This is a genomic window from Mycobacterium sp. NGS69, assembly GCF_059812165.1.
In genome coordinates, this window is record NZ_JCALCD010000002.1 from 74,585 (window position 1) to 97,503 (window position 22,919).

Here is a 22,919-nt window from a genome sequence, read left to right on the forward strand (position 1 = left end):
CAGCTCAGGCGAGGTCGCCTCGAAATTGGTGGTTTTCTGCCAGCTCGAATCGGTTATACCCACCCCTATGAGCAACCGCGGGTCAATTCGCGGAGTCGTTCACCAGCCGGGGTCGGGCCCACGGGACCGTCAGCGGCCGCCGCCGCGCGGGCGCGACGACCCCAATTGGACATCCGCCACTGTGCCCCGCCCGCCGCAGCCCCCACCCACCGCGCCCGCACCGGCGCGACGGGTTCCCCCGCGGTCCCGCCCGGAGCTGACCGTCGGCGGGACGGCCCTCGACAGCCTCGAGCCGCAGGACGTCGAGGACTCGGCCGGGTTCGGCTGGCGAGACCTGGTCCGGCGCCTCACCGGAATCGACCTCGGCCCGGGCAAAGGCTCGGCGTACGAGCAGGAGCTACGCGACCGCATCCGCACGCCCATCGGCGGCGCGTTCCCCATCGCGGTCCTCAACCTCAAGGGCGGCGTCGGCAAGACCGTCGTGGTCGAGGCGCTCGGCTCGACCTTCGCCGCCGTCCGCGACGACCGGGTGATCGCCGTGGACACCGACGCGGGCGACCTGGCCGAGCGCCACGGCCGCCGCAATCCCCTGAGCATCGCCGACCTGTTGCGCGACGGCGCGGCCACCCACTATTCGGATGTGCGGGCGCACACCTACATGAACAGCTTCGGGCTGGAGGTGCTCGGACTGCCGGACTACGCGCGGACAGACTGGCGGCTGGAGCGGCACGACGTCGTCAGGGCATTTTCGATTCTGCGCAAACACTATTCGGTGGTGTTGGTGGACTGTGTGAAGGCGGTCAATTCGGCCGTGATGGACGCCGTCCTGCCTGAGTCACGCGCCCTGGTCGTGGTCACCAGCACCTCCATCGATGCGATACGCAAGACCAGGACCACCCTGGACCTGTTGCGCAACAAGGGATATCAGCGCCTGATGAAGCGGACCGTGCTGGCGATCAACCACGTCGAGGCGGGCAAGGTCGCCGTCGTCGCCGCCAAGGAGCTCGACCAGTTGTCGGCTCGGGTCGGCGCCACCGTCGTGCTGCCGTTCGATCGGCACGTGCATGACGGCAAGGAGATCGGCCTGGACCGGCTGGGCAAGGAGAGTCGGCGCAGCTATCTGGAGATGGCGGCCGCGCTGGCCGACATGTTTCCCGGCGCGGGCATGGAGCGGGAGCTCCGGCTCGGGGACCGCCGACCGCCGCGGGGACCCTGACCCGCGGCCCTCGTTAGGATCGACGGCATGAGTATTGCCACCGGGTCCGAGCTGCTGGATTACGACGAGGTCATCGCGCGTTTCGACCCCGTCCTCGGCCTCGAGGTGCACGTCGAGCTGTCCACCGCGACGAAGATGTTCTGCGGCTGCTCCACCACATTCGGCGCCGAACCCAACACCCAGGTGTGCCCGGTGTGCCTCGGGCTGCCGGGCTCGCTGCCGGTGCTCAACCAGGCCGCGGTCGAGTCGGCGATTCGGATCGGGCTGGCGCTGAATTGCGAGATCGTGCCGTGGTGCCGGTTCGCCCGGAAGAACTACTTCTACCCGGACATGCCCAAGAACTACCAGATTTCGCAGTACGACGAGCCGATCGCCATCAACGGCTACCTGGACGCGCCGCTGGAAGACGGCTCCACCTGGCGGGTGGAGATCGAGCGGGCGCACATGGAAGAGGACACCGGCAAGCTCACCCACCTGGGCAGCGAGACCGGCCGCATCCACGGCGCCACGACGTCGCTGATCGACTACAACCGGGCCGGCGTGCCGCTGATCGAAATCGTCACCAAACCGATCGTGGGGGCCGGCGAGCGGGCCCCGCAGATCGCCCGGGCGTACGTCACCGCGCTGCGGGACCTGTTGCGCGCCCTGGGTGTATCCGACGTCCGGATGGATCAGGGCTCGATGCGCTGTGACGCCAACGTGTCGCTGATGCCGACCGGGACAACCGAGTTCGGGACGCGCACCGAGACCAAGAACGTCAACTCGCTCAAGAGCGTCGAGGTCGCGGTGCGCTACGAAATGCAGCGCCAGGCCGCCGTGCTGTCGTCCGGCGGGCGGATCACCCAGGAAACCAGGCACTTTCACGAGTCCGGCTACACCAGCCCCGGCCGCACCAAGGAGACCGCCGAGGACTACCGCTACTTCCCCGAGCCCGACCTCGAGCCGGTCGCGCCCAGCCGCGAGTTGGTCGAGCGGCTGCGCCAAACCATCCCCGAGCTACCGTGGTTGAGCCGCAAGCGAATTCAGGAGGAGTGGGGCGTCTCCGACGAGGTGATGCGGGATCTGGTCAACGCCGGGGCCGTCGAATTGGTCACCGAGACAGTCAAGCACGGCGCGGCGAGCGAACAGGCCCGCGCCTGGTGGGGAAACTTCTTGGTGCAGAAGGCCAACGAGGCCAACATCGAATTGGACGAGCTGGCCATCACTCCCGCTCAGGTCGCCGCGGTGATCGCTCTGGTCGACGAGGGCAAGCTGTCCAACAAACTGGCCCGCCAGGTGGTGGAGGGCGTGCTGGCCGGGGAGGGTGAACCCGCACAGGTGATGACCGCCCGCGGCCTGGCGCTGGTGCGCGACGACTCGGTGACGCAGGCCGCCGTCGACGAGGCGCTGGCCGCCAATCCGGATGTCGCCGAGAAGATTCGGGGTGGCAAAGTGGCCGCGGCCGGCGCGATCGTCGGCGCGGTGATGAAGGCCACCCGCGGGCAGGCGGACGCGGCCAGGGTCCGCGAACTCGTACTGGCCGCCTGCGGTCAGGGCTGACCGCGGGCCGCCACGCCGTGTTCGACGACTTGATGGCCATGCTGGACAGCCCGGTCTTCGTCGTGACCACCCAGACCGATGCTCAACCGTCGGGTTGTCTGATCAGTTTCGCCACCCAAACCAGCGTGGCGCCGCCGAGTTTCATGGTCGTGGTGCCCCGCAGCAGCGCCACCTGCGAAGCGGCCCGCCAATCCGAGCACCTGGCGGTGCATGTCCTGTCGCAACGCCACGTCGCGCTGGCCGAGCTGTTCGGCGGCGAAACGGACGACGAGGCCGACAAATTCGGCCGCTGCTCGTGGCGGGTCGGCCCGCACGGGATGCCGATCCTCGATGAGGCGATCGCCTGGTTCGTCGGCAGGACCGCGCATTGGATCGACATCGGGGATCACGTCGCCTACATCGTGGAGCCCGTCGCCGGATGGGTTCCGGACTCCTACGACGACGTGCTCTACCTGTCCGATCTCGACGAGATCGAACCCGGCACCGAGGCCCCGGAGCGGTTCGTCCTGCACAAACCGGCCGCCGAGCCGCGCAAATACGGCCTGAGGTTCACCCTCGAGGGACCCGTCTAGGTCTTGTCGTCGTTGTTGCGCGGGAAGCCGCCGCCCTGCGGGAACAGCGGGAACACCACGTCGTCGAGCTTCTCGGCGTCCCCGGCCGTCTTGTTAACCGTTGCGCCCCAGACGTTTCCGTCCGGCGACATCCGCAGCGCCCAGGCGTGGGCGTGGGTGTCCTTGCGCACCACGTCGGGTTCGCCGGTGACCGCGCCCGTCTTCGGCGCGAGCCGCACCGCGACCGTCAGCTTGGTGTTGATCAGGTTCACCAGCACGGTCCCGTCCATCGCCGCGCACCCGGCCACGCCGGGCTTGTCCGGCCACGTCCACACCGTGGAGACCTCGGAGGTCTTGGTGATGCGCTGCAGGCGGTCCGCGGTGGGGGTGCGGTCGGCGACGTACAGCGAGCCGTCGACGGGGTCGATGCACATGCCGCCACCGGAGCCCACGCCGGACAGCGCGGTCGTCGGCGGCGCCTGACCGATGGTGGTCGGCTGCTCGATGCGCAGCACCTTGCCCGCCAGGGACTTGGGGTCGGCGGCCATCGCCGGGTTGCCCGCGTCGCCGGTCATCACGACCAGCGTGGTCGGGCTGGTGAAGATCAACGCCCCGGTGTTGCCGGTGGCGCCCTTGGGGATCCCGGTCAGGATGTCCTTCGGGATGTCGCCGTCGGCCACGCGGATCACCCGGTTGTCGGTGGGCGTGCTGATGTAGGCGTACATCAGGCGGTCCTGCTGATAGGTGGGCGACAGCACGATGTCCATCAGCCCGCCGTCGCCGGACGGGTCGACCGGGATGACCATCTTGACCTTCGGCTCGGCGCTGACCGAGATGTCCTTGACGGCGCCGGTGGTGCGCTCGGCCACCAACGCGGTTTTGCTGTCCGGGCCCATGATCAGACCGCTGGTGCTCTCCAGGCAGCCCTGCATGACGCCCGGCGCCGGGCAGACCTTGGGGAAGGGTGTGGGCGGCAGCGGCGGCGGCGGGGGAGGCGTCGAGCTGGGCTGGGGCTTGAGTTCGGGGGCGGTCGTGAAGGGCTGGGATTGGGCATCGTTGAATCGCGCGCACCCGCCGGCGACCAGTACCACCGCGGAGAGGGCGGCGAGCGCGCCGCGAACCGAGCCCCGTATCCGCATGACCGACAGGCTACGGACTGTCCGGGCACCGCCGCCACACGCCTGCCCGGGTCCGTCCGCGGAAGCCCCGCCGGTCGGGCGCCGATTTCACGCTTTTGGGCCTCCGGGAGGGGCGGAAACGGCGATTTGGGGCGAATCCGGGGCGTTTTGGCGGACTAACCGGCGAAAGCGCCGCTCAAATCCCCGATTCGGGCGCTTTTGCCCTTACCCTGACACCCGTGACCAGTCAATCGAATGACGCACATTGGAGCCGGTCCGGCGAATCCGCGGAGCCGGTCGCGGGGCGCCCCGCCTCGGCGCGCTTGGTCGACCCCGAGGATGACCTGACGCCCGTCGGGTACCCGGGCGACTTCGGAAACACCACCGTCATCCCGTACGTCGACGCCGCCGCCTCGGGCGCCCCGGGGGCCGGCGGATATCACCTGCTCGACCAGCAGGAGCCGCTTCCGTACGTGCAGCCGGCGTCGGTGGCGCAGCCGACACCGATCAACGCCACAGAGCCGGCCCAGATCGACGGCGACGACGACGACGAGCGGCACCGCGAGGTCGGCAAGCGCGGCACGCAGCACCTGGGTTTGCTGGTGCTGCGGATTGGGCTGGGCGTGGTGCTGGGGGCCCACGGCCTGCAGAAGCTGTTCGGCTGGTGGGGCGGCTCGGGGGTGACGGGTTTCAAGAACTCGCTGTCCGACGTCGGCTACCACCACGCCGACGTGCTGGCCTACGTGAGCGCCGGGGGCGAGACCGTGGCCGCCGTGCTGCTGGTGCTGGGGCTGTTCACCCCGATCGCCGCGGCGGGCGCGCTGGCGTTCCTGATCAACGGCCTGCTCGCGACCATCTCCGCCCGGCCGCATTCGAACACCTTCGCGTACTTCCTGCCCGACGGGCACGAATACCAGATCACCCTGATCGTGATGGCCGTGGCGGTCATCCTGTGCGGACCGGGCCGCTACGGCCTGGACGCCGGCCGGGGCTGGGCCCACCGCCCCTTCATCGGGTCGTTCGTGGCCCTGCTGGCCGGCATCGCCGCCGGAGTCGCGGTCTGGGTCATGCTCAACGGGGTCAACCCGATCGCCTGACCCTCACCGGTAGGGGTTGGGGACCCGCCCCGCGCTGGCCTCGGTCAGCTGCGGCAGCGTGGCGAAAGTGACCGCGGGCAGCCGCAGTTCGGCGCCGCTTTTCAGGCGGGCCCGCGCCCAGGAACCGCGGTTGAAGCGCAGCCCGTCGATCTCTTCCCAGCGCACCGTCCGGCTGCCCAGCAGCGTCCGAACGGTCACGCCATTCTCGTCGGCGACCGTGCGCAGCCGGATGATCAACGCGGACAACACCACCGGGATGACCAGCAGCGGCGCGCTCACCGGCCAGGCCAGCACCGGTATCAGCAGGCCGAGGGCGAAGAACCCGACGGCGAAGTGGGCCATCGGGGACACTTTGATCACGACGGGCGAATCGGTAACCACCCTGGCATCATCGCATCGCCCCGCGCCGGTCCACGGCGCGACCGGATTTGACTGTTGAGCTGTGCGAAGGCTACCGTCGGACGTTATGGAAACCGCCGGAAAGCCCGGGATGCTCGTAGTACTTAGTCAGCGCGTTGGTGCGTGACTGAGCCCTTCAGCATTTGAAGCGATCCAGCACCAACGCGCAACCCTCGTTCAGCCGATGAGCTGACGGGGGTTTTTTCTTGCGCAGCAACGAAACTTTTCAAGAGTGAATAGGACCCAAGGACAGTGAGCGCTCCCACCAGGCCACCCGCCACGCAGGCGCAGGATGCGGCCAGCGTCGCCACCGACGCCGTGAAACCCGCCGCGAAAACCCCCGCCGCGCAACCGAAACGCGTTGCCCCGGAACAAGTTACCGGTGCACAGTCGGTGATCCGGTCGCTGGAGGAACTCGACGTCGAGGTCATCTTCGGGATTCCCGGCGGCGCCGTGCTGCCGGTCTACGACCCGCTGTTCGACTCGAAAAAGCTGCGGCACGTGCTGGTTCGCCACGAGCAGGGCGCCGGCCACGCCGCCAGCGGCTACGCGCACGCCACCGGCAAGGTCGGTGTGATGATGGCGACCTCGGGTCCCGGCGCCACCAACCTGGTCACCCCGCTGGCCGACGCGCAGATGGACTCGATCCCCGTCGTCGCCATCACCGGGCAGGTCGGGCGCGGGTTGATCGGCACCGACGCCTTCCAGGAGGCCGACATCTCGGGCATCACGATGCCGATCACCAAGCACAATTTCCTGGTCCGCTCCGGCGACGACATTCCCCGAGTGCTGGCCGAGGCCTTCCACATCGCCCGCTCGGGACGTCCGGGCGCGGTGCTGGTCGACATCCCCAAGGACGTGCTGCAGGGTCAGTGCACGTTCAGCTGGCCGCCGCGGATGGATCTGCCCGGCTACAAGCCGAACACCAAGCCGCACAACCGGCAGGTTCGCGAGGCCGCCAAGCTGATCGCGGCCGCGCGCAAACCGGTGCTGTACGTGGGCGGCGGCGTCATCCGCGGCGAGGCGACCGAGCAGCTGCGCGAGTTGGCGGAGCTGACCGGTATCCCGCTGGTCACCACGCTGATGGCGCGCGGCGCGTTCCCGGACAGCCACCCGCAGAACCTGGGCATGCCCGGCATGCACGGCACCGTGGCAGCGGTGGCGGCGCTGCAGCGCAGCGACCTGCTGATCGCGCTGGGCACCCGCTTCGACGACCGGGTGACCGGCAAGCTCGACTCCTTCGCTCCCGAGGCGAAGGTCATCCACGCCGACATCGACCCGGCCGAAATCGGCAAGAACCGCCACGCCGACGTGCCGATCGTCGGCGACGTGAAGGCCGTCATCACCGACCTCATCGCGATGCTGGCGCACCACGACATCCCCGGCAACATCGAGATGACCGACTGGTGGGCCTACCTGCGCAGCGTCCAGTCGACCTACCCGCTGAGCTACGGACCGCAGAGCGACGGCAGCCTGAGCCCGGAATACGTGATCGAGAAGCTGGGCGAGATCGCCGGCCCCGACGCGGTGTACGTCGCCGGCGTCGGCCAGCACCAGATGTGGGCCGCGCAGTTCATCTCCTACGAAAAGCCGCGCACCTGGCTCAATTCCGGCGGGCTGGGCACCATGGGCTTCGCCATCCCGGCGGCTATGGGCGCCAAGATCGCCCGCCCGGACGCGGAGGTCTGGGCCATCGACGGCGACGGGTGTTTCCAGATGACCAACCAGGAGCTGGCCACCTGCGCGATCGAGGGCGCGCCGATCAAGGTGGCGCTGATCAACAACGGCAACCTGGGCATGGTGCGCCAGTGGCAGACGCTGTTCTATCAGGAGCGCTACTCGCAGACCGACCTGGCCACGCACTCGCACCGGATCCCGGACTTCGTGAAGCTGGCCGAGGCGCTGGGCTGCGTCGGATTGCGTTGCGAGCGTCAGGAAGACGTCGTCGACGTGATCAACCAGGCGCGGGCGATCAACGACCGCCCGGTGGTGATCGACTTCATCGTCGGCGCCGACGCGCAAGTGTGGCCGATGGTTGCCGCCGGCACCAGCAACGACGAGATCCAGGCCGCCCGCGGGATCCGCCCGCTGTTCGACGACGAAAGCGAAGGGCACGCCTGATGCACACGCACACGCTCTCGGTGCTGGTGGAGGACAAACCCGGTGTGCTCGCCCGTGTGGCGGCGCTGTTCTCGCGGCGCGGTTTCAACATCGAGTCGCTGGCCGTCGGCGCCACCGAGCAGAAGGACATGTCGCGGATGACCATCGTGGTCTCCGCCGAGGAGACCCCGCTCGAGCAGATCACCAAGCAGCTCAACAAGCTGATCAACGTGATCAAGATCATCGAGCAGGACGACGACAACTCGGTGTCCCGGGAGTTGTCGCTGATCAAGGTGCGGGCCGACGCCGGCACCCGCAGCCAGGTCATCGAGGCGGTGAACCTGTTCCGCGCCAAGGTGATTGACGTGTCACCGGAATCGCTGACCATCGAGGCGACCGGTGACCGCGGCAAGATCGAGGCATTCCTGCGCGTGCTGGAGCCGTTCGGCATCCGCGAAATCGCTCAATCCGGAATGGTGTCGCTATCCCGCGGTCCGCGCGGTATCGGCACAGCCAAATAGCAAACAAGGAGAAAGTTCACCGTGGCACTAGAGATGTTCTACGACGACGACGCAGACCTGACGATCGTCCAGGGCCGCAAGGTCGGCGTCATCGGATACGGCAGCCAGGGGCACGCGCACTCGTTGAGCCTGCGCGACTCGGGCGTGCAGGTGCGCGTCGGGCTCAAGGAGGGGTCGAAGTCCCGGGCCAAGGTTTCCGAGCAGGGCCTGGACGTCGACACCCCGGCCGAGGTCGCCAAGTGGGCAGACGTCATCATGCTGCTGGCCCCCGACACCGCTCAGGCCGACATCTTCAAGAACGACATCGAGCCCAACCTGAAGGCCGGCGACGCTTTGTTTTTCGGTCACGGGCTCAACATCCATTTCGACCTGATCAAGCCGCCCGCCGACGTCACCGTCGCGATGGTCGCCCCCAAGGGGCCCGGCCACCTGGTGCGCCGCCAGTTCGTCGACGGCAAGGGCGTGCCGTGCCTGATCGCCGTCGACCAGGACCCGACCGGTCAGGGCGAGGCGCTGGCCCTGTCGTACGCCAAGGCCATCGGCGGCACCCGCGCGGGCGTCATCAAGACGACCTTCAAGGACGAGACCGAGACCGACCTGTTCGGTGAGCAGGCCGTGTTGTGCGGCGGCACAGAGGAATTGGTGAAGGCCGGCTTCGACGTCATGGTCGAGGCGGGCTATCCGCCGGAGATGGCCTACTTCGAGGTGCTGCACGAGCTCAAGCTGATTGTCGACCTGATGTACGAGGGCGGCATCGCCCGGATGAACTACTCGGTGTCCGACACCGCGGAGTTCGGTGGCTACCTGTCCGGGCCGCGCGTCATCGACGCCGGGACGCGGGACCGGATGCGGGACATCCTGCGCGAGATTCAGGACGGCACCTTCGTCAAGAAGCTCGTCGCCAACATCGAGGGCGGCAACAAGCAGCTCGAGCAGTTGCGCAAGGAGAACGCCGAGCACCCCATCGAGGTCACCGGCAAGAAGCTGCGCGACCTGATGAGCTGGGTCGACCGCCCGATCACCGAGACCGCGTAGCCTCTGCGCGAGCAGACGTAAAAGCACCCAATTCTTCGGCGTGTCGGGGGCTTTTGCGTCTGTTCGCGCTAGGAGGTGAGCCGGTCGGCGACGGCAACCACCCGGCGCGCCAAATGATCCAGCGCGTTGCCGGTGGCCTCGTCGAACTCGTGGATGTTGTCGTGTGTGGACACAAGGCTCACCCCGTACGGGTTGCCGTCGACGAACTTGCACGGATCGGTGTAGCCCGGCGGCACGATGATGCCGCCGAAATGCATCAGCGTGAAGTACAGCGCGACGAGCGTGGTCTCCTGGCCACCGTGCAGGGTGTTGGACGACGTGAAGGCCGCGTAGACCTTGTCCGCGAGCTTGCCCTCTGCCCACAGTCCGCCCAGCGAGTCCAGGAACGCGCGCAATTGCGCTGCGGGGGAACCGAAGCGGGTCGGCGAGCCGAAGATCACCGCGTCGGCCCACACGATGTCGTCACCGGTGGCGGCGGGGCGGTCCTTGGTCGCTTGGTAGTTCGCGGTCCACGCCGGGTTGTGCGCGAACGATTCCGGGTCGTGGGTCTCGGCGACGTGCCGCACGCGCACTTCGGCACCCGCCGACTCGGCCGTCGTGGCGACGCGCTTGGCCATCGCGGTGCCGTGACCGGTGGCCGAGTAGTAGATGATCGCGAGTTTCGTCACGGTGCCAGCTTAGGCATCTCGGTGATGCCGAACTCGCGGCGTAGCACCGTGCGCGCGGCGTAGTAGCCGCACATGCCGTGCACGCCGCCGTTGGGTGGGGTCGCTGCCGAGCACAGGTAGGCCTTCGGGATCGGGGTGCTCCACGGGTTCAACCGCAGCGTCGGCCCCGCCAGGGCGCGCCATGCGCTGTTGCCGCCGCCGGTGATGTCGCCCCCGACCAGATTGGCGTTGTGCTCGGCCAACTTGGCAGCGGGAACGCACCGCGCAGCCGACACGACGTCGCGGAACCCGGGTGCGAACCGCTCGACGATCCCCAGCACCGTCTCGGTCTGGTCCCGCGGCGAGTCGTAAGGCACGTGCGCGTACGTCCAGAACGGTCTACGCCCCTGTGCGTCAACGCGATTCGGGTCCGCCACGTGCGGAGTCGCCGCGAGGACCATCGGCCATTCGGCGTGCCGCCCCGCGGCGACTTCGGCTTCGGCGAGCGCCATCTGTCCGCGCGTCCCGCCGAGATGGAACGACGCCGTCCTGCGCAAGCGATCGTCCGTCCACGGGATCTCGTCGGACAGCACAAAGTCGACCTTGGTCACACCGGCGCCGGTTCGCAAGCGTCGCAACGACTTTACGTACCTCGGGGGCAGCGCATCGCGGTAGATGTCCAGCAACGCCCTGGCCGGCGTGTCGTAGATCACCACTCCTGGCGGGGGGCTTGTGACCGGCTCGCTGAGCACCAATTCGCCACCGTGGGAGGTGAAGTCGTGCAACAGCGCGTCAGCGATCGCCTGGCTGCCACCGACCGGGACCGGCCAGCCGCCGGCGTGGCCCAGGATTGCCAGCATCATGCCGAGCGCAGAGGTGGTTACGGACGGCATCGGCGCAACCGCGTGGGCGGCCACGCCGCTGAGCAGCGCGCGGGCGTCCTCGCCCCTCAGCATTCCCCAGAGCGGCGTGCCCTGTTCGAGCATCCGCACCACCACTCCCAGGGCGGTGACGGGATGCCTAGGCACGGAGCGCTTGTCGCTCAACACGAAGTCGACCACGGCGGCGGGATCCTCGACGAACGGGCCCAGCAGGCGCCGCCACGACGCGCCGTGCTCCAGCTCCGCGCAGGTGCGCTCGAGGTCCCGGTAGGCGATCACCGCCGGCCGGCCCGGCAGCGGGTTCGCGTAGGAAATCTCCGGGACCGCCAGTCGCACGCCGCGCTCGGGCAGGTCGAACGCCGCGAAGAACGGCGACGCCAGCGCCAACGGGTGAACGGCCGAGCACACGTCGTGTAAGACTCCCGGAGAATCTGGGTCGGGCGCCGAGCGGGCGCCGCCCCCGAAGGTCGCCTGGGCCTCGATGAGCTGCACTTTCAGCCCCGCGCGGGCGCAGATCACGGCCGCGGTGAGCCCGTTGGGTCCGCTGCCGACGACGGTGACGTCCACCCGTCAATTACAGCCGATAGGCTGTCCGGGTGAATCTGCCTGTTGTACTTATTGCCGACAAACTCGCCGAATCAACCGTCGCCGCGCTGGGGGACCAGGTCGAGGTGCGCTGGGTGGATGGCCCGGACCGGCCCAAGCTGCTGGCCGCCGTCCCCGAGGCGGACGCGCTGCTGGTGCGCTCGGCCACGACCGTCGACGCCGAGGTGCTGGCGGCGGCCCCCAAGCTGAAGATCGTCGCCCGCGCCGGGGTCGGCCTGGACAACGTCGACGTGGACGCCGCGACCGCGCGCGGCGTGCTCGTGGTCAACGCCCCCACGTCGAACATTCACAGCGCCGCCGAACACGCGATGGCGCTGCTGCTGGCGGCGGCCCGCCAGATCGCGGCGGCCGACGCCACCCTGCGGGAGCACACCTGGAAGCGGTCGAAGTTCTCGGGCACCGAAATCTTCGGCAAGACCGTCGGTGTCGTCGGGCTGGGCCGGATCGGCCAGTTGTTCGCGCAACGGATCGCGGCCTTCGGCACCCACGTCGTCGCCTATGACCCGTACCTGGCGCCGGCCCGTGCCGCGCAGCTCGGCATCGAACTGCTTCCCCTGGACGACCTGCTGGCCCGCGCCGACTTCATCTCCGTGCACCTGCCGAAGACCCCGGAGACGGCGGGCCTGATCGACAAGGAGGCGCTGGCCAAGACCAAGCCGGGCGTCATCATCGTCAACGCCGCGCGCGGCGGCCTGGTGGACGAGGCGGCGCTGGCCGACGCGATCAACAGCGGGCACGTCCGCGCCGCCGGCCTCGACGTGTTCTCCACCGAACCGTGCACCGACAGCCCGCTTTTCGAGCTGCCGCAGGTGGTGGTCACGCCGCACCTGGGGGCGTCGACCGCCGAGGCGCAGGACCGGGCCGGCACCGACGTCGCGGAGAGCGTGCGGCTGGCGCTGGCGGGGGAGTTCGTTCCCGACGCCGTCAACGTCGGCGGGGGAGTGGTCAGCGAGGAGGTGGCGCCCTGGCTGGACCTGGTGCGCAAGCTCGGGCTGCTGGCGGCCGCGCTGTCGGGCGAGGTGCCGGTGTCGCTGTCGGTGCAGGTTCGCGGCGAGCTGGCCTCCGAAGACGTTGAGGTGCTGCGGCTTTCGGCGCTGCGCGGCCTGTTCTCGGCGGTCATCGACGAACCGGTGACGTTCGTCAACGCGCCCGCGCTGGCCGCCGAACGGGGCGTTTCCGCCGAGATCACCAGCGCTTCGGAAAGCCCCAATCACCGCAGCGTCGTCGACGTGCGGGCCGTCGCGCACGACGGTTCGTGCGTGAACGTCGCGGGCACGCTGTCCGGGCCGCAGCTGGTGGAGAAGATCGTCCAGATCAACGGCCGCAACTTCGACCTGCGCGCCCAGGGCACCAACCTGGTGATCAACTACGCCGACCAGCCCGGGGCGTTGGGCAAGATCGGCACCCTGCTGGGCGCGGCCGGCGTGAACATCCAGGCGGCGCAGCTGTCCGAGGACGCGGAGGGCCCGGGCGCGACGGTGCTGCTGCGGCTCGACCAGGACGTGCCCAAGGACGTGCGCGCGGCGATCTCGGCGGCCGTGGGCGCCAACAAGCTGGAAGTGGTTGACCTGTCTTGACGTCCTCCTCGCCCTAAAGGGTGAGGATTCCCGGCTCGGCGAGCACCCGAACCTCGAGGAGATCCGAATGTCTTACGGCTTCAGCACCGGCAGGGTTGAGACCAGCCCTGTCCAGGATGACTCTGGCAGCGTTTCTGTCGCGGTCGCGGGTTGCCCCGCAGAACTCGCAAACGAATACCCGTTGCGACAGCAGCAGGCGGGACTTGGCTCTCGCGCCGCAACCGCTGCACGTCATTGTTGTGTAGGCGGGCGGCACCAGCACCACCCTTCGGCCCGCCCGCTGGGCATACTCGATCAGCGTCGCTTTCGTGGTGCCGATGGCGCCGTCGGCAGATTTGCGCGCCATACGGGACTTCGCCAAAAACTTCGGCTTGAAGTCCTCAACCGCCAAGACTCCATGGTTGGCAACGACTTTGGTGGCCCACTTACGCGCCGTGTCCTGGCGCTGGCGGGCGACTTTCTTGGAAAGCTTGGCGACTGCGCGTTTGGCCCCCAAATATCCCTGAGACGCCCGGTGGCCGTGGGAGGGTTTGCGCCGCGCCATCGTGCGCTGCCGACGAGCAAGCTCTTGGGCGGCGCGCATCCCGTGCTCGGGGTGCGGCAGGTCGTATTCGACGTCGGTGGTGATCGCCACGGCGCGCACTCCCCAGTCGATGCCGATGGCCTGATCGCAGGCGGGCAGCGGCCGGCCGTCGCGTCGCACCACGAAGCTGGCGTACCAGTGCCCAATGCTGTCGCGGTAGACGCGGACGCTGCTGGGCTCGCCGGGCAGTTGCCGCGACCACACGATCGGGATGGACAGGCCACCGGCAAGACACAACCGGTGATCCTTGAGGGCAAATCCCCGTTTGGTGTAGTTCAGGCTCGGCAGGCAGCGTTTGGCGGACTTGAACTTCCGCCGCCCCTTGCCCGTGGCGCGCTTGGCGCGGAAGTTGCGCAGCATCTGCTGTTGGGCCACCACCGAGCCCTCGCGCAGCCAGTCATATTCGCCTCGCCACTCGGTCAACGCGTTATCGCGGACCCACTCGCCAGTCTCGTTGAGTCGTTCGACTGCCCGGTTCCACACCCACCGGCAGCGGTCCCACTCGGCCCCCAACGCCGCCACCGCGTTCGCGCCAGGACGCAACCGATATCGATAGCGCACGACATTCACGCATCCAACGCTATCGACGCGGTACGACAACACCGCCCATTCCTCCCCGGACTGAAGACCGGGGCTTCCTGGACGGTATTTCGGTGAAGCTGGCGGTGATCGGCGGTGACGGAATCGGACCCGAGGTGGTGGCCGAGGCCGTCAAAGTCCTTGACGCGGTTGTGCCGAACGTCGAAAAGACCAGTTACGACCTGGGCGCCCGGCGCTTCCACGCCACCGGCGAACTGCTGCCGGACTCGGTGCTCGCCGAATTGCGCGAGCACGACGCCATCCTGCTCGGGGCGGTCGGCGACCCATCGGTGCCCAGCGGCGTCCTGGAGCGAGGTCTGTTGCTGCGCCTGCGCTTTGAGCTCGACCACCACGTCAACCTGCGACCGGGCCGGCTGTACAAAGGGGTGAGCAGTCCGCTCGCCGGAAACCCCGAGATCGACTTCGTGGTGGTGCGCGAGGGCACCGAGGGCCCCTACACGGGCAACGGCGGCGCGATCCGCGTCGGAACGCCCAACGAGGTCGCGACCGAGGTCAGCGTGAACACCGCGTTCGGGGTGCGGCGCGTGGTGCGCTACGCGTTCGAGCGCGCCCGGCTGCGCCGCAGCCACCTGACGCTGGTGCACAAGAACAACGTGCTGACGTTCGCCGGGAAGCTGTGGACGCGGATCGTCGCCGAGGTCGGCGCGGAATATCCCGACGTCGAGGTCGCCTACCAACACGTCGACGCCGCCACCATCTTCATGGTCACCGACCCCGGACGGTTCGACGTGATCGTCACCGACAACCTGTTCGGCGACATCATCACCGACCTGTCCGCCGCGGTGTGCGGCGGAATTGGCTTGGCCGCCAGCGGAAATATCGACGCCACCCGGGCCAACCCCTCGATGTTCGAGCCGGTGCACGGGAGCGCCCCCGACATCGCCGGTCAGGGCGTCGCGGACCCCACCGCGGCGATCATGTCGGTGGCGCTGCTGCTTTCCCATCTCGGCGAGGACGCTGCGGCGGCCCGGGTGGACGGGGCCGTCGAGACCTATCTGGCGACCCGTGGGAGCGAACGGCGCGCCACCACCGAAGTCGGCGAACGGATCGCAGCCGCGCTGTAGTTTCGAGGCCGGGCGGCAGCAGCCGCACCGGCACCAACGGCACCGCGGCCAGCGGGAACAACCCGCACAGCAGCCACGCCGACGGGTATCGGGCCGCGCCGATCAGCACACCGAACAGCGGGGGGCCGACGGCCGCCATCACGCGCTGGGTGGTGTTCTGGATGCCCAGGGCGCGCCCGCTCCAGAACGGCCCGGCGAATTCGGTGATGGCGGTCGCCTCCAGCCCGTTGTCGAGCACGGCCAACACCGAGATGGTGACCATCAGCGGGATGTCGAACCGCGAATCGAGGTGGTCCGAAAGGGCCAGCAGAAACAGGGTCAGCGCGGCGGCGGCGGCGATGACGGCGACTGGTTGCATGCGCGAGCCGATGCGATCGGACCAGCGGCCCACCGCGACGCGGCCCACCGCACCGAGCAGCTGCGACAGGGTGATTAGGCCGCCGGCCGCCGCGACCGACCAGTGGTGGTGGTTCATCAGCCAGACCAGCATGAACGTCACGGTCACCGTTTGCGGCATCATCAGCAGGCCCGCGACGGCGTGGATCCGCCACAGCACCGGGGACCCGCGATAGGGGCTGGCCAGCTCCTCCTTGGTTGCCGTCTCCCGGGGCTTGCGCACCGGGTTGACGATGCCGAGGGCGCTGGCCACCGCGGCCGCCGTGCACACCAGCGCGGGAAACATCAGCCCCGCGTGCACGCCGTGCTCGGCCAGCTCGGGCATGACCAGCGCGCCCGCCGCGATCCCCAACGGCTGCGCGGTCTGCCGGATCCCCATCGCGAGGCCGCGCTGCTGCGGGGGAAACCACGCGGACACCAGCCGGCCGCCCGCGGTGTTGCAACTCGCGGCCGCCATGCCCCCGAGAAAGAGGTAGACGGCGACCCACACCATCGAGTGCACCGACGCCGCGGCGTAGGCGGCCGCCGCGGTGAGCCCCGAGCCCAGCGTCAACACCAGCCGCTCGCCGACGCGATCGAGCACATAGCCCCACGCGATCAGCGTGACCACCATGCCCCAGCTCGGCATCGACGACAGCAGGCCGGCCTCGGCCAGCGGGGTGCCGCGCGTGGCCTCCAGCGACGGGATCAGGAAGGCGACGCCGTTGATGAATAGGAAAGAACTGGTCGTCACGAACAGCGACACGATCATGATCGACCACCGCTTGCCGGCGCCGACGGCGGCAGGGCGCCCCTCGGGCATCCGTCCATGCTTGCACAAGCACGGCACCGGTTGCGGGAGCCGCTCGCGACCATCACTAGGCTCGGGCGAATGCGCCTCGGTCGAATCGCCAGCCCGGACGGTGTCGCCTTCGTCAGCATCGAGGGCGAACTCGACGATCCCGCCGCGATGATCGCCCGCGAGATCGCCGAGCACCCGTTCGGCACCCCGACGTTCACCGGCCGGTCGTGGCCGCTGGCCGACGTCCGGCTGCTCGCGCCGATGCTGGCCGGCAAGGTGGTCTGCGTCGGCAAGAACTACGCCGACCACATCGCGGAGATGGGCGGCTTCGAAACCGGCCCGGCCCCGGCGGACCCGGTGATATTCCTCAAGCCCAACACCGCGATCATCGGGCCCAACGTGCCGATTCGACTGCCCGCCAACGCATCACCTGTGCACTTCGAGGGCGAGTTGGCGGCGGTCATCGGCCGGCCGTGCAAGGACGTTTCGGCCGCCCGGGCCGCCGACAACATCCTCGGCTACACCATCGCCAACGACGTGTCGGCGCGCGATCAACAAAAGGCCGACGGCCAATGGACCCGCGCCAAGGGCCACGACAGCTTCTGCCCCGTCGGGCCCTGGATCGTCACCGATGTAGACCCGGCGGATCTCGAACTGCGCACCGAGGTCAACGGCGAACTGAAGCAACACAGCCGCACCTCGCTGATGATCCACGACGTCGGCGCCATCATCGAGTGGATCTCGGCCGTGATGACGCTGCTGCCCGGCGATCTCATCCTGACCGGCACGCCGGCCGGCGTCGGACCGATCGAGGACGGCGACACGGTATCCATCACCATCGAGGGCATCGGCAGCCTCGTCAATCCCGTTGTCCGAAAAGGAAAGTCGTGACCGTTCGCGTCCGGTTCTGCCCGTCGCCCACCGGCACCCCGCACGTCGGGATGGTGCGCACCGCGCTGTTCAACTGGGCCTATGCCCGACACACCGGCGGCACCTTCGTCTTTCGCATCGAGGACACCGACGCGCAGCGCGACACCGAGGAAAGCTATCTGGCCCTGCTCGACGCGCTGCGCTGGCTCGGCCTGGACTGGGACGAGGGGCCGGAGGTCGGCGGACCCTATGGGCCGTACCGGCAGTCGCAGCGCGGCGAGATCTACCGCGACGTGGTGGCGCAGCTGCTCGAGGCCGGCGAGGCCTACTACGCCTTCTCGACGCCGGAGGAGGTCGAGGCGCGGCACATCGCCGCGGGCCGCAACCCCAAGCTGGGCTACGACAACTTCGACCGGCAGCTGACCGATTCGCAGCGCGCGGCGTTCTTGACCGAAGGCCGGCAGCCGGTGGTGCGGTTGCGGATGCCCGACGACGACCTCGCGTGGGACGACCTGGTGCGCGGCACGACCACCTTCGCGGCAGGCAGCGTGCCCGATTTCGCGCTGACCCGCGCGAGCGGAGATCCGTTGTACACCTTGGTCAACCCGGTCGACGACGCGCTGATGAAGATCACCCACGTGCTGCGGGGCGAGGACCTGCTGCCGTCGACCCCGCGCCAGCTGGCGCTGTATCGGGCGCTGATGCGGATTGGTGTGGCGGAGCGCACACCGCAATTCGCGCACCTGCCAACCGTGTTGGGCGAGGGAACCAAGAAACTGTCCAAGCGCGACCCGCAGTCGAACCTGTTTGCCCACCGCGACCGCGGCTTCATCCCCGAGGGTCTGCTGAATTACCTTGCGCTGCTGGGCTGGGCGATCGCCGACGATCACGACCTGTTCAGCCTGGACGAAATGGTGGCCGCCTTCGACGTCGTCGACGTCAATTCCAACCCGGCCCGATTCGACCAGAGGAAGGCCGACGCGCTCAACGCCGAGCACATCCGGATGCTGGACGCCGCCGACTTCACCGCCCGGCTGCGCGACTACTTCGACACGCACGGCCACGACACCGGGCTGGATGACGCCGGGTTCGCCGAGGCCGCCGAGCTGGTGCAGACGCGCATCGTGGTGCTGAGCGACGCGTGGGAACTGCTGAAGTTCCTCAACGACGACGAATACGCGATCGAGGAGAGGGCCGCCGCCAAGGAGCTCGGCCCGGACGGCATGGCGGTCCTGGCGGCCGCGCTGGCCGCGCTGGACGCTGTGACGGACTGGACAACGGAGCGCATCGAGGGCGCGCTCAAGTCCGCGCTCATCGACGGGCTGGCCCTCAAACCGCGCAAGGCGTTCGGCCCTATCCGAGTCGCCGCGACCGGAACAACGATCAGCCCGCCGCTGTTCGAATCACTCGAGCTGCTGGGCCGCGAGCGCAGCCTGGAGCGGTTGCGGGCCGCGCGCGACGGGGCGGTCTAACTTTTTGGTAGTCTGCACAGCGGTTTGACAAAGGCCGACGACGGCCGGCCATGGCGGCGCGGGAAACCGCAGAACCGTTGTGACCAGCGGTTTTAGGCAGCCAATGGGGTATGGTGTAATTGGCAACACAGCTGATTCTGGTTCAGCCATTCTAGGTTCGAGTCCTGGTACCCCAGCAAAATCGCAGCACGGCTTGCGATTAGGTCGCCCTTCTCCGGTGAGCTATGCTGGCAGCTCGGATCGGTTCAGGCCCCGTCGTCTAGCGGCCTAGGACGCCGCCCTCTCACGGCGGTAGCGTGGGTTCGAATCCCATCGGGGCTACAAACAACTACTGGCCGGTCCCCAGTACCGCCGGTGCGGTCGACCCGCCCACCGGCATGGCCGGCAAGCCCAGCTTGCGGTGATCCCACGAACGCGCGCGACGCGCCACGATGCGCACGCACACCCGCTTGTTCATCATCTGCTCGACGAAGGGCTTCATGTCGTCGGTGTAGGGGCCGGTGTAGCGCTCGAACACGCTGACGCCCACCCGGTGCGAGACGTCGGGATCGTCGACGATCTCCGCGACGCCCTCGAACGACACCCCGCGCAGTGTGTCGTAGGTGTCGCCGTCCTCGATCAGAAAGCTCACCCGCGGGTCGCGGGTGAGGTTCACCGCCTTCTGCGACTTGGCCTTGGTCTCGAGCCACACCTCGCCGTCGACGACGGCGTACCACATTGCGGTCAGGTGCGGTTGGCCGTCGGGGCCGACGGTGGCGAGCGTTCCGGTGCGGCTCTTGACGACGAAATCGGCGATCTCGTCCTCCGACATGACGATGCTCGCGCGCTGATTGGTTCCCATGGCCGTCAGTTTGTCAGGTCGCTTTTCGGTGTGCGTGCAGGGCGCCCGGTACAGGGCCGGTCGAGTGTGTATCCATGGCTTTGAGAGTGAAATGAGGGCGTGAAATTCGCGATTTTGCCGCCCAGGACGCACAGTCAAAGCCGTGGATTCACACGGGAGCTCGCTCGGCGCGGATCTAGAGCCGGCGGGCTAGGGCCTCCGCGGCGGACAGCAGATCGGCGGCCCAGCGGGCCCCCGGGCGGCGCCCGATGCGATCGACGGGTCCGGACACCGAAATCGCGGCGACGACCACACCGCGACCGTCGCGCACCGGCGCCGACACGCTCGCCACCCCGGGCTCGCGCTCGGCCACGCTTTGCGCCCAACCGCGCCGGCGCACTTCGGCCAGCGCCCGGTCGGTGAATTTCGCCGTCGGCAGCACGGCCTTCTGAGTGGCGGGATCGGCGTAGGCGAGTAGCACCTTGGCCCCCGACCCCGCCGTCATCGGCAGGCGCGCGCCGACCGGGACCGTATCGCGAAGACCCGCAGCCGGTTCCAGGGCGGCCACGCAGACCCGTGAGGTGCCCTCGCGGCGATACAACTGGACGCTTTCGCCGGTGGTCTCGCGCAGGCCGGGCAGCACCGCCGCGCTCGCGGCCAGCAGCGGATCGTTGACGCGGGCGGCGAGTTCGGTGACCGCCGGACCCAGCCGCCAACGCCCTTCGTCGTCGCGCGCCAGCAGCCGATGAACTTCCAGGGCGGCCGCCAGCCGGTAGGCGGTGGCCCTCGGCAACCCGGTCCGCTCGCACAGTTCGGCCAGTCCGCACGGGGATTCCGCGATCGTATGCAGCACGCCCACCGCTTTGTCGAGGACGCCGATGCCGCTATGCTGTCTCACAAGGAGATACTAGCGTCTCGCATTCTGAGATGACCAGCCGAAAGACCGGATAGGGGCTAATTCGATATGGGATCCGAAGCCAAGCCGCGCACCCTGGCCGAAAAGGTTTGGGACGACCATGTTGTGGCGCCCGGGGGCGGTTCCGAACAGGCCGGGGCCCCCGACCTGATCTACATCGACCTGCATTTGGTGCACGAGGTGACCAGCCCGCAGGCGTTCGACGGCCTGCGCCTGGCCGGCCGGCCAGTGCGGCGCCCCGACCTGACGCTGGCCACCGAGGACCACAACGTGCCCACCGTCGACATCGACAAGCCGATCGCCGACCCGGTGTCGCGCACCCAGGTCGAGACGTTGCGGCGCAACTGCGCGGAATTCGGCGTCCGGCTCTATCCGATGGGCGACATCGAACAGGGCATCGTGCACGTCGTCGGACCGCAGTTGGGCCTCACCCAACCGGGGATGACGATCGTCTGTGGCGATAGTCACACGTCCACGCACGGCGCATTTGGGGCGCTGGCCATGGGGATTGGCACCTCGGAGGTGGAGCACGTGCTGGCCACCCAGACGCTGCCGCTGCGGCCATTCAAGACGATGGCGGTCAATGTCGACGGGCAGTTGCCCGCCGGCGTGACCGCCAAGGACATCATCCTCGCGCTGATCGCGAAGATCGGCACCGGCGGCGGACAGGGTCACGTCATCGAATACCGCGGCAGCGCCTTCGAATCGCTGTCGATGGAAGGCCGGATGACGGTCTGCAACATGAGCATCGAAGCGGGAGCCAGGGCGGGCATGGTGGCGCCGGACGAGACCACGTATGAGTTCTTGCGTGGCCGGCCGCACGCCCCGACCGGCGCGCAGTGGGACGCCGCGGTGGCCTACTGGCAGCAGCTGCGCACCGACCCGGGCGCCGTCTTCGACACCGAGGTCCACCTCGACGCGGCCTCGCTGAGCCCGTTCGTCACGTGGGGAACCAACCCCGGCCAGGGGGTCCCCCTGGGCGCGGCGGTGCCGGACCCCGAACTGATGGCCGATGACGCCGAGCGGCAGGCCGCCGAGAAAGCCTTGGCGTACATGGACCTTCGACCTGGCACTCCGATGCGCGAGATCGGCGTCGACACCGTGTTCGTCGGCTCTTGTACCAACGGTCGTATCGAAGACCTGCGCGCGGTGGCCGACGTGTTGCGGGGACGCAAGGTCGCCCCGGGGGTGCGGATGCTCGTCGTGCCGGGCTCCATGCGGGTGCGCGCGCAGGCCGAAGCCGAAGGGCTGGGCGAGGTTTTCACCGCCGCGGGCGCCGAGTGGCGCCAGGCGGGATGCTCGATGTGCCTGGGCATGAACCCCGATCAGCTGTCCCCGGGGGAGCGGTGCGCCGCGACGTCCAACCGCAACTTCGAAGGGCGGCAGGGCAAAGGCGGCCGCACCCATTTGGTATCCCCGGCGGTCGCCGCGGCGACGGCGGTGCGGGGCACGCTGTCCGCGCCGGCCGACTTGAACTCCAACTGATTTTGAATCGAGGACGAAATGGAAGCCTTTCGCACCCACACGGGCATCGGTGTGCCGCTGCGGCGGTCGAATGTCGACACCGACCAGATCATTCCGGCGGTGTTCTTGAAGCGGGTAACCCGAACCGGTTTCGAGGACGGGTTGTTCGCCACGTGGCGGTCCGATCCGTCATTCGTGCTCAATCTCAGCCCCTTTGACCGCGGCTCGGTTCTGGTGGCCGGGCCCGATTTCGGCACCGGCTCGTCGCGCGAGCATGCGGTGTGGGCGCTCATGGACTACGGGTTCCGGGTGGTCATCTCGTCTCGATTCGGTGACATTTTTCGGGGCAACGCCGGCAAGGCGGGCCTGCTGGCGGCGGAAGTTTCTCAAGACGGCGTGGAACTGCTTTGGAAGCTCATCGAGGGCAGCCCGGGCTTGGAAATCACTGCCAATCTTCAAGATCGAAATATCACCGCCGGAACGACGGTGCTGCCGTTCAAGATTGACGACCACACCGCTTGGCGATTGCTCGAGGGTCTCGACGATATAGGCCTTACGCTGCGGAAACTCGACAAGATCGAGGCCTTCGAGGGGACGCGTCCGGACTGGAAACCGCGCACTCTGCCCGCCTCCTGACGGGTCGATCGGGAGGGTGATTTCGCCACC

The 22,919-nt window shown here is 68.5% G+C and carries 20 protein-coding genes, 2 tRNA genes and 1 pseudogene; 15 read left to right on the forward strand and 8 right to left on the reverse strand.

What is annotated here, in order from left to right; all coding sequences use genetic code 11:
• Nucleotides 1-67: 67 nt before the first annotated feature.
• The 3 genes from AC5Y2S_RS05565 to AC5Y2S_RS05575 are packed head-to-tail and all read left to right on the forward strand — an operon-like array spanning nt 68 to nt 3,327.
• On the forward strand, nt 68-1,216 hold the full coding sequence (locus tag AC5Y2S_RS05565) for a MinD/ParA family ATP-binding protein (protein ID WP_499954517.1): 1,149 nt from the start codon (nt 68-70) through the stop codon (nt 1,214-1,216).
• 27 nt (nt 1,217-1,243) lie between these two features.
• Entirely contained in the window at nt 1,244-2,755 is a 1,512-nt protein-coding gene (gene gatB, locus AC5Y2S_RS05570; protein ID WP_499954518.1) for an Asp-tRNA(Asn)/Glu-tRNA(Gln) amidotransferase subunit GatB, read from the forward strand.
• 32 nt (nt 2,756-2,787) lie between these two features.
• The gene (locus tag AC5Y2S_RS05575; RefSeq protein ID WP_499955650.1) at nt 2,788-3,327 is read left to right on the forward strand and encodes a flavin reductase family protein; all 540 of its coding nucleotides are present in this window, start codon (nt 2,788-2,790) and stop codon (nt 3,325-3,327) included.
• On the opposite strand, the gene AC5Y2S_RS05580 is transcribed toward AC5Y2S_RS05575, so the two are convergent.
• The gene (locus AC5Y2S_RS05580) at nt 3,324-4,445 is read right to left on the reverse strand and encodes a PQQ-dependent sugar dehydrogenase (protein WP_499954519.1); all 1,122 of its coding nucleotides are present in this window, start codon (nt 4,443-4,445) and stop codon (nt 3,324-3,326) included. The genes AC5Y2S_RS05575 and AC5Y2S_RS05580 overlap by 4 nt on opposite strands.
• A gap of 218 nt (nt 4,446-4,663) precedes the next feature.
• Between AC5Y2S_RS05580 and AC5Y2S_RS05585 the strand changes: the two genes are divergently transcribed.
• A complete protein-coding gene (locus AC5Y2S_RS05585) occupies nt 4,664-5,521 on the forward strand; it encodes a DoxX family protein (RefSeq protein WP_499954520.1) in 858 nt (285 codons plus the stop codon).
• A gap of 3 nt (nt 5,522-5,524) precedes the next feature.
• On the opposite strand, the gene AC5Y2S_RS05590 is transcribed toward AC5Y2S_RS05585, so the two are convergent.
• Nucleotides 5,525-5,863, reverse strand: coding sequence for a PH domain-containing protein (locus tag AC5Y2S_RS05590; RefSeq protein WP_499955652.1), 339 nt, complete (start codon nt 5,861-5,863; stop codon nt 5,525-5,527).
• Nucleotides 5,864-6,172: 309 nt separating this feature from the next.
• Between AC5Y2S_RS05590 and AC5Y2S_RS05595 the strand changes: the two genes are divergently transcribed.
• From AC5Y2S_RS05595 to ilvC, 3 genes are read left to right on the forward strand one after another with little or no spacing between them, the layout of a single operon-like run.
• A complete protein-coding gene (locus AC5Y2S_RS05595) occupies nt 6,173-8,041 on the forward strand; it encodes an acetolactate synthase large subunit (RefSeq protein ID WP_499954521.1) in 1,869 nt (622 codons plus the stop codon).
• Nucleotides 8,041-8,541: an acetolactate synthase small subunit gene (gene ilvN / locus AC5Y2S_RS05600; protein ID WP_067009364.1), complete on the forward strand. Its 501-nt coding sequence runs from the start codon at nt 8,041-8,043 to the stop codon at nt 8,539-8,541. Before AC5Y2S_RS05595 ends, ilvN begins: the two co-directional genes overlap by 1 nt.
• Before the next feature lie 33 nt (nt 8,542-8,574).
• Nucleotides 8,575-9,576 carry a ketol-acid reductoisomerase gene (ilvC, locus tag AC5Y2S_RS05605; RefSeq protein WP_499901813.1) on the forward strand — a complete coding sequence of 334 codons (1,002 nt, stop codon included), beginning with the start codon at nt 8,575-8,577 and terminating at the stop codon, nt 9,574-9,576.
• A gap of 68 nt (nt 9,577-9,644) precedes the next feature.
• On the opposite strand, the gene wrbA is transcribed toward ilvC, so the two are convergent.
• Nucleotides 9,645-10,244, reverse strand: coding sequence for an NAD(P)H:quinone oxidoreductase (gene wrbA / locus AC5Y2S_RS05610; protein WP_499954522.1), 600 nt, complete (start codon nt 10,242-10,244; stop codon nt 9,645-9,647).
• Nucleotides 10,241-11,671, reverse strand: coding sequence for a phytoene desaturase family protein (locus tag AC5Y2S_RS05615; protein WP_499954523.1), 1,431 nt, complete (start codon nt 11,669-11,671; stop codon nt 10,241-10,243). Before AC5Y2S_RS05615 ends, wrbA begins: the two co-directional genes overlap by 4 nt.
• Before the next feature lie 29 nt (nt 11,672-11,700).
• Here AC5Y2S_RS05615 and serA point away from each other — a divergent pair, with 29 nt between their 5' ends.
• The gene (gene serA / locus AC5Y2S_RS05620) at nt 11,701-13,287 is read left to right on the forward strand and encodes a phosphoglycerate dehydrogenase (protein ID WP_499954524.1); all 1,587 of its coding nucleotides are present in this window, start codon (nt 11,701-11,703) and stop codon (nt 13,285-13,287) included.
• Nucleotides 13,288-13,300: 13 nt separating this feature from the next.
• Here serA and AC5Y2S_RS05625 read toward each other — a convergent pair whose 3' ends face one another.
• Nucleotides 13,301-14,470, reverse strand: coding sequence for an RNA-guided endonuclease InsQ/TnpB family protein (locus AC5Y2S_RS05625; RefSeq protein ID WP_499954526.1), 1,170 nt, complete (start codon nt 14,468-14,470; stop codon nt 13,301-13,303).
• Between the two features lie 53 nt (nt 14,471-14,523).
• Here AC5Y2S_RS05625 and AC5Y2S_RS05630 point away from each other — a divergent pair, with 53 nt between their 5' ends.
• Complete coding sequence (locus tag AC5Y2S_RS05630; protein WP_499954527.1) at nt 14,524-15,534, forward strand: 3-isopropylmalate dehydrogenase; 1,011 nt, start codon at nt 14,524-14,526, stop codon at nt 15,532-15,534.
• A 133-nt stretch (nt 15,535-15,667) separates the two neighbouring features.
• On the opposite strand, the pseudogene AC5Y2S_RS05635 reads toward AC5Y2S_RS05630, so the two are convergent.
• Nucleotides 15,668-16,732, reverse strand: a pseudogene (locus AC5Y2S_RS05635) (MFS transporter); the annotation flags it as partial.
• Between the two features lie 69 nt (nt 16,733-16,801).
• On the opposite strand from AC5Y2S_RS05635, the gene AC5Y2S_RS05640 reads away from it, so the two are divergent.
• From AC5Y2S_RS05640 to AC5Y2S_RS05655, 4 genes are all read left to right on the forward strand, one after another.
• A complete protein-coding gene (locus tag AC5Y2S_RS05640) occupies nt 16,802-17,602 on the forward strand; it encodes a fumarylacetoacetate hydrolase family protein (RefSeq protein ID WP_499954529.1) in 801 nt (266 codons plus the stop codon).
• On the forward strand, nt 17,599-19,053 hold the full coding sequence (gene gltX, locus AC5Y2S_RS05645; RefSeq protein WP_499954530.1) for a glutamate--tRNA ligase: 1,455 nt from the start codon (nt 17,599-17,601) through the stop codon (nt 19,051-19,053). Before AC5Y2S_RS05640 ends, gltX begins: the two co-directional genes overlap by 4 nt.
• A gap of 104 nt (nt 19,054-19,157) precedes the next feature.
• A tRNA-Gln gene (locus AC5Y2S_RS05650) sits at nt 19,158-19,229 on the forward strand.
• A 72-nt stretch (nt 19,230-19,301) separates the two neighbouring features.
• A tRNA-Glu gene (locus AC5Y2S_RS05655) sits at nt 19,302-19,374 on the forward strand.
• Between the two features lie 7 nt (nt 19,375-19,381).
• Here the strand turns inward: AC5Y2S_RS05655 and AC5Y2S_RS05660 are convergent.
• Together AC5Y2S_RS05660 and AC5Y2S_RS05665 are read right to left on the reverse strand one after the other, a co-directional pair.
• Entirely contained in the window at nt 19,382-19,894 is a 513-nt protein-coding gene (locus tag AC5Y2S_RS05660) for a pyridoxamine 5'-phosphate oxidase family protein (protein WP_499954531.1), read from the reverse strand.
• Nucleotides 19,895-20,069: 175 nt separating this feature from the next.
• A complete protein-coding gene (locus AC5Y2S_RS05665; protein ID WP_499954532.1) occupies nt 20,070-20,771 on the reverse strand; it encodes an IclR family transcriptional regulator in 702 nt (233 codons plus the stop codon).
• Between the two features lie 66 nt (nt 20,772-20,837).
• Between AC5Y2S_RS05665 and leuC the strand changes: the two genes are divergently transcribed.
• Nucleotides 20,838-22,274, forward strand: a complete 1,437-nt coding sequence (gene leuC / locus AC5Y2S_RS05670) for a 3-isopropylmalate dehydratase large subunit (protein ID WP_499954534.1) — start codon at nt 20,838-20,840, stop codon at nt 22,272-22,274.
• A gap of 18 nt (nt 22,275-22,292) precedes the next feature.
• Nucleotides 22,293-22,889 carry a 3-isopropylmalate dehydratase small subunit gene (gene leuD / locus AC5Y2S_RS05675; RefSeq protein WP_499954535.1) on the forward strand — a complete coding sequence of 199 codons (597 nt, stop codon included), beginning with the start codon at nt 22,293-22,295 and terminating at the stop codon, nt 22,887-22,889.
• Nucleotides 22,890-22,919 lie beyond the last annotated feature (30 nt).

Bases quoted from the DNA above. Each gene is read 5' to 3' on its own strand.
- ilvC (WP_499901813.1), top strand. From the start codon at position 8,575: ATGTTCTACGACGACGACGCAGACCTGACGATCGTCCAGGGCCGCAAG.
- AC5Y2S_RS05590 (WP_499955652.1), bottom strand. From the start codon at position 5,863: ATGGCCCACTTCGCCGTCGGGTTCTTCGCCCTCGGCCTGCTGATACCG.
- AC5Y2S_RS05660 (WP_499954531.1), bottom strand. From the start codon at position 19,894: ATGGGAACCAATCAGCGCGCGAGCATCGTCATGTCGGAGGACGAGATC.
- leuC (WP_499954534.1), top strand. From the start codon at position 20,838: ATGGGATCCGAAGCCAAGCCGCGCACCCTGGCCGAAAAGGTTTGGGAC.
- leuD (WP_499954535.1), top strand. From the start codon at position 22,293: ATGGAAGCCTTTCGCACCCACACGGGCATCGGTGTGCCGCTGCGGCGG.
- AC5Y2S_RS05580 (WP_499954519.1), bottom strand. From the start codon at position 4,445: ATGCGGATACGGGGCTCGGTTCGCGGCGCGCTCGCCGCCCTCTCCGCG.
- AC5Y2S_RS05575 (WP_499955650.1), top strand. From the start codon at position 2,788: ATGGCCATGCTGGACAGCCCGGTCTTCGTCGTGACCACCCAGACCGAT.
- ilvN (WP_067009364.1), top strand. From the start codon at position 8,041: ATGCACACGCACACGCTCTCGGTGCTGGTGGAGGACAAACCCGGTGTG.
- AC5Y2S_RS05565 (WP_499954517.1), top strand. From the start codon at position 68: ATGAGCAACCGCGGGTCAATTCGCGGAGTCGTTCACCAGCCGGGGTCG.
- AC5Y2S_RS05640 (WP_499954529.1), top strand. From the start codon at position 16,802: ATGCGCCTCGGTCGAATCGCCAGCCCGGACGGTGTCGCCTTCGTCAGC.
- gatB (WP_499954518.1), top strand. From the start codon at position 1,244: ATGAGTATTGCCACCGGGTCCGAGCTGCTGGATTACGACGAGGTCATC.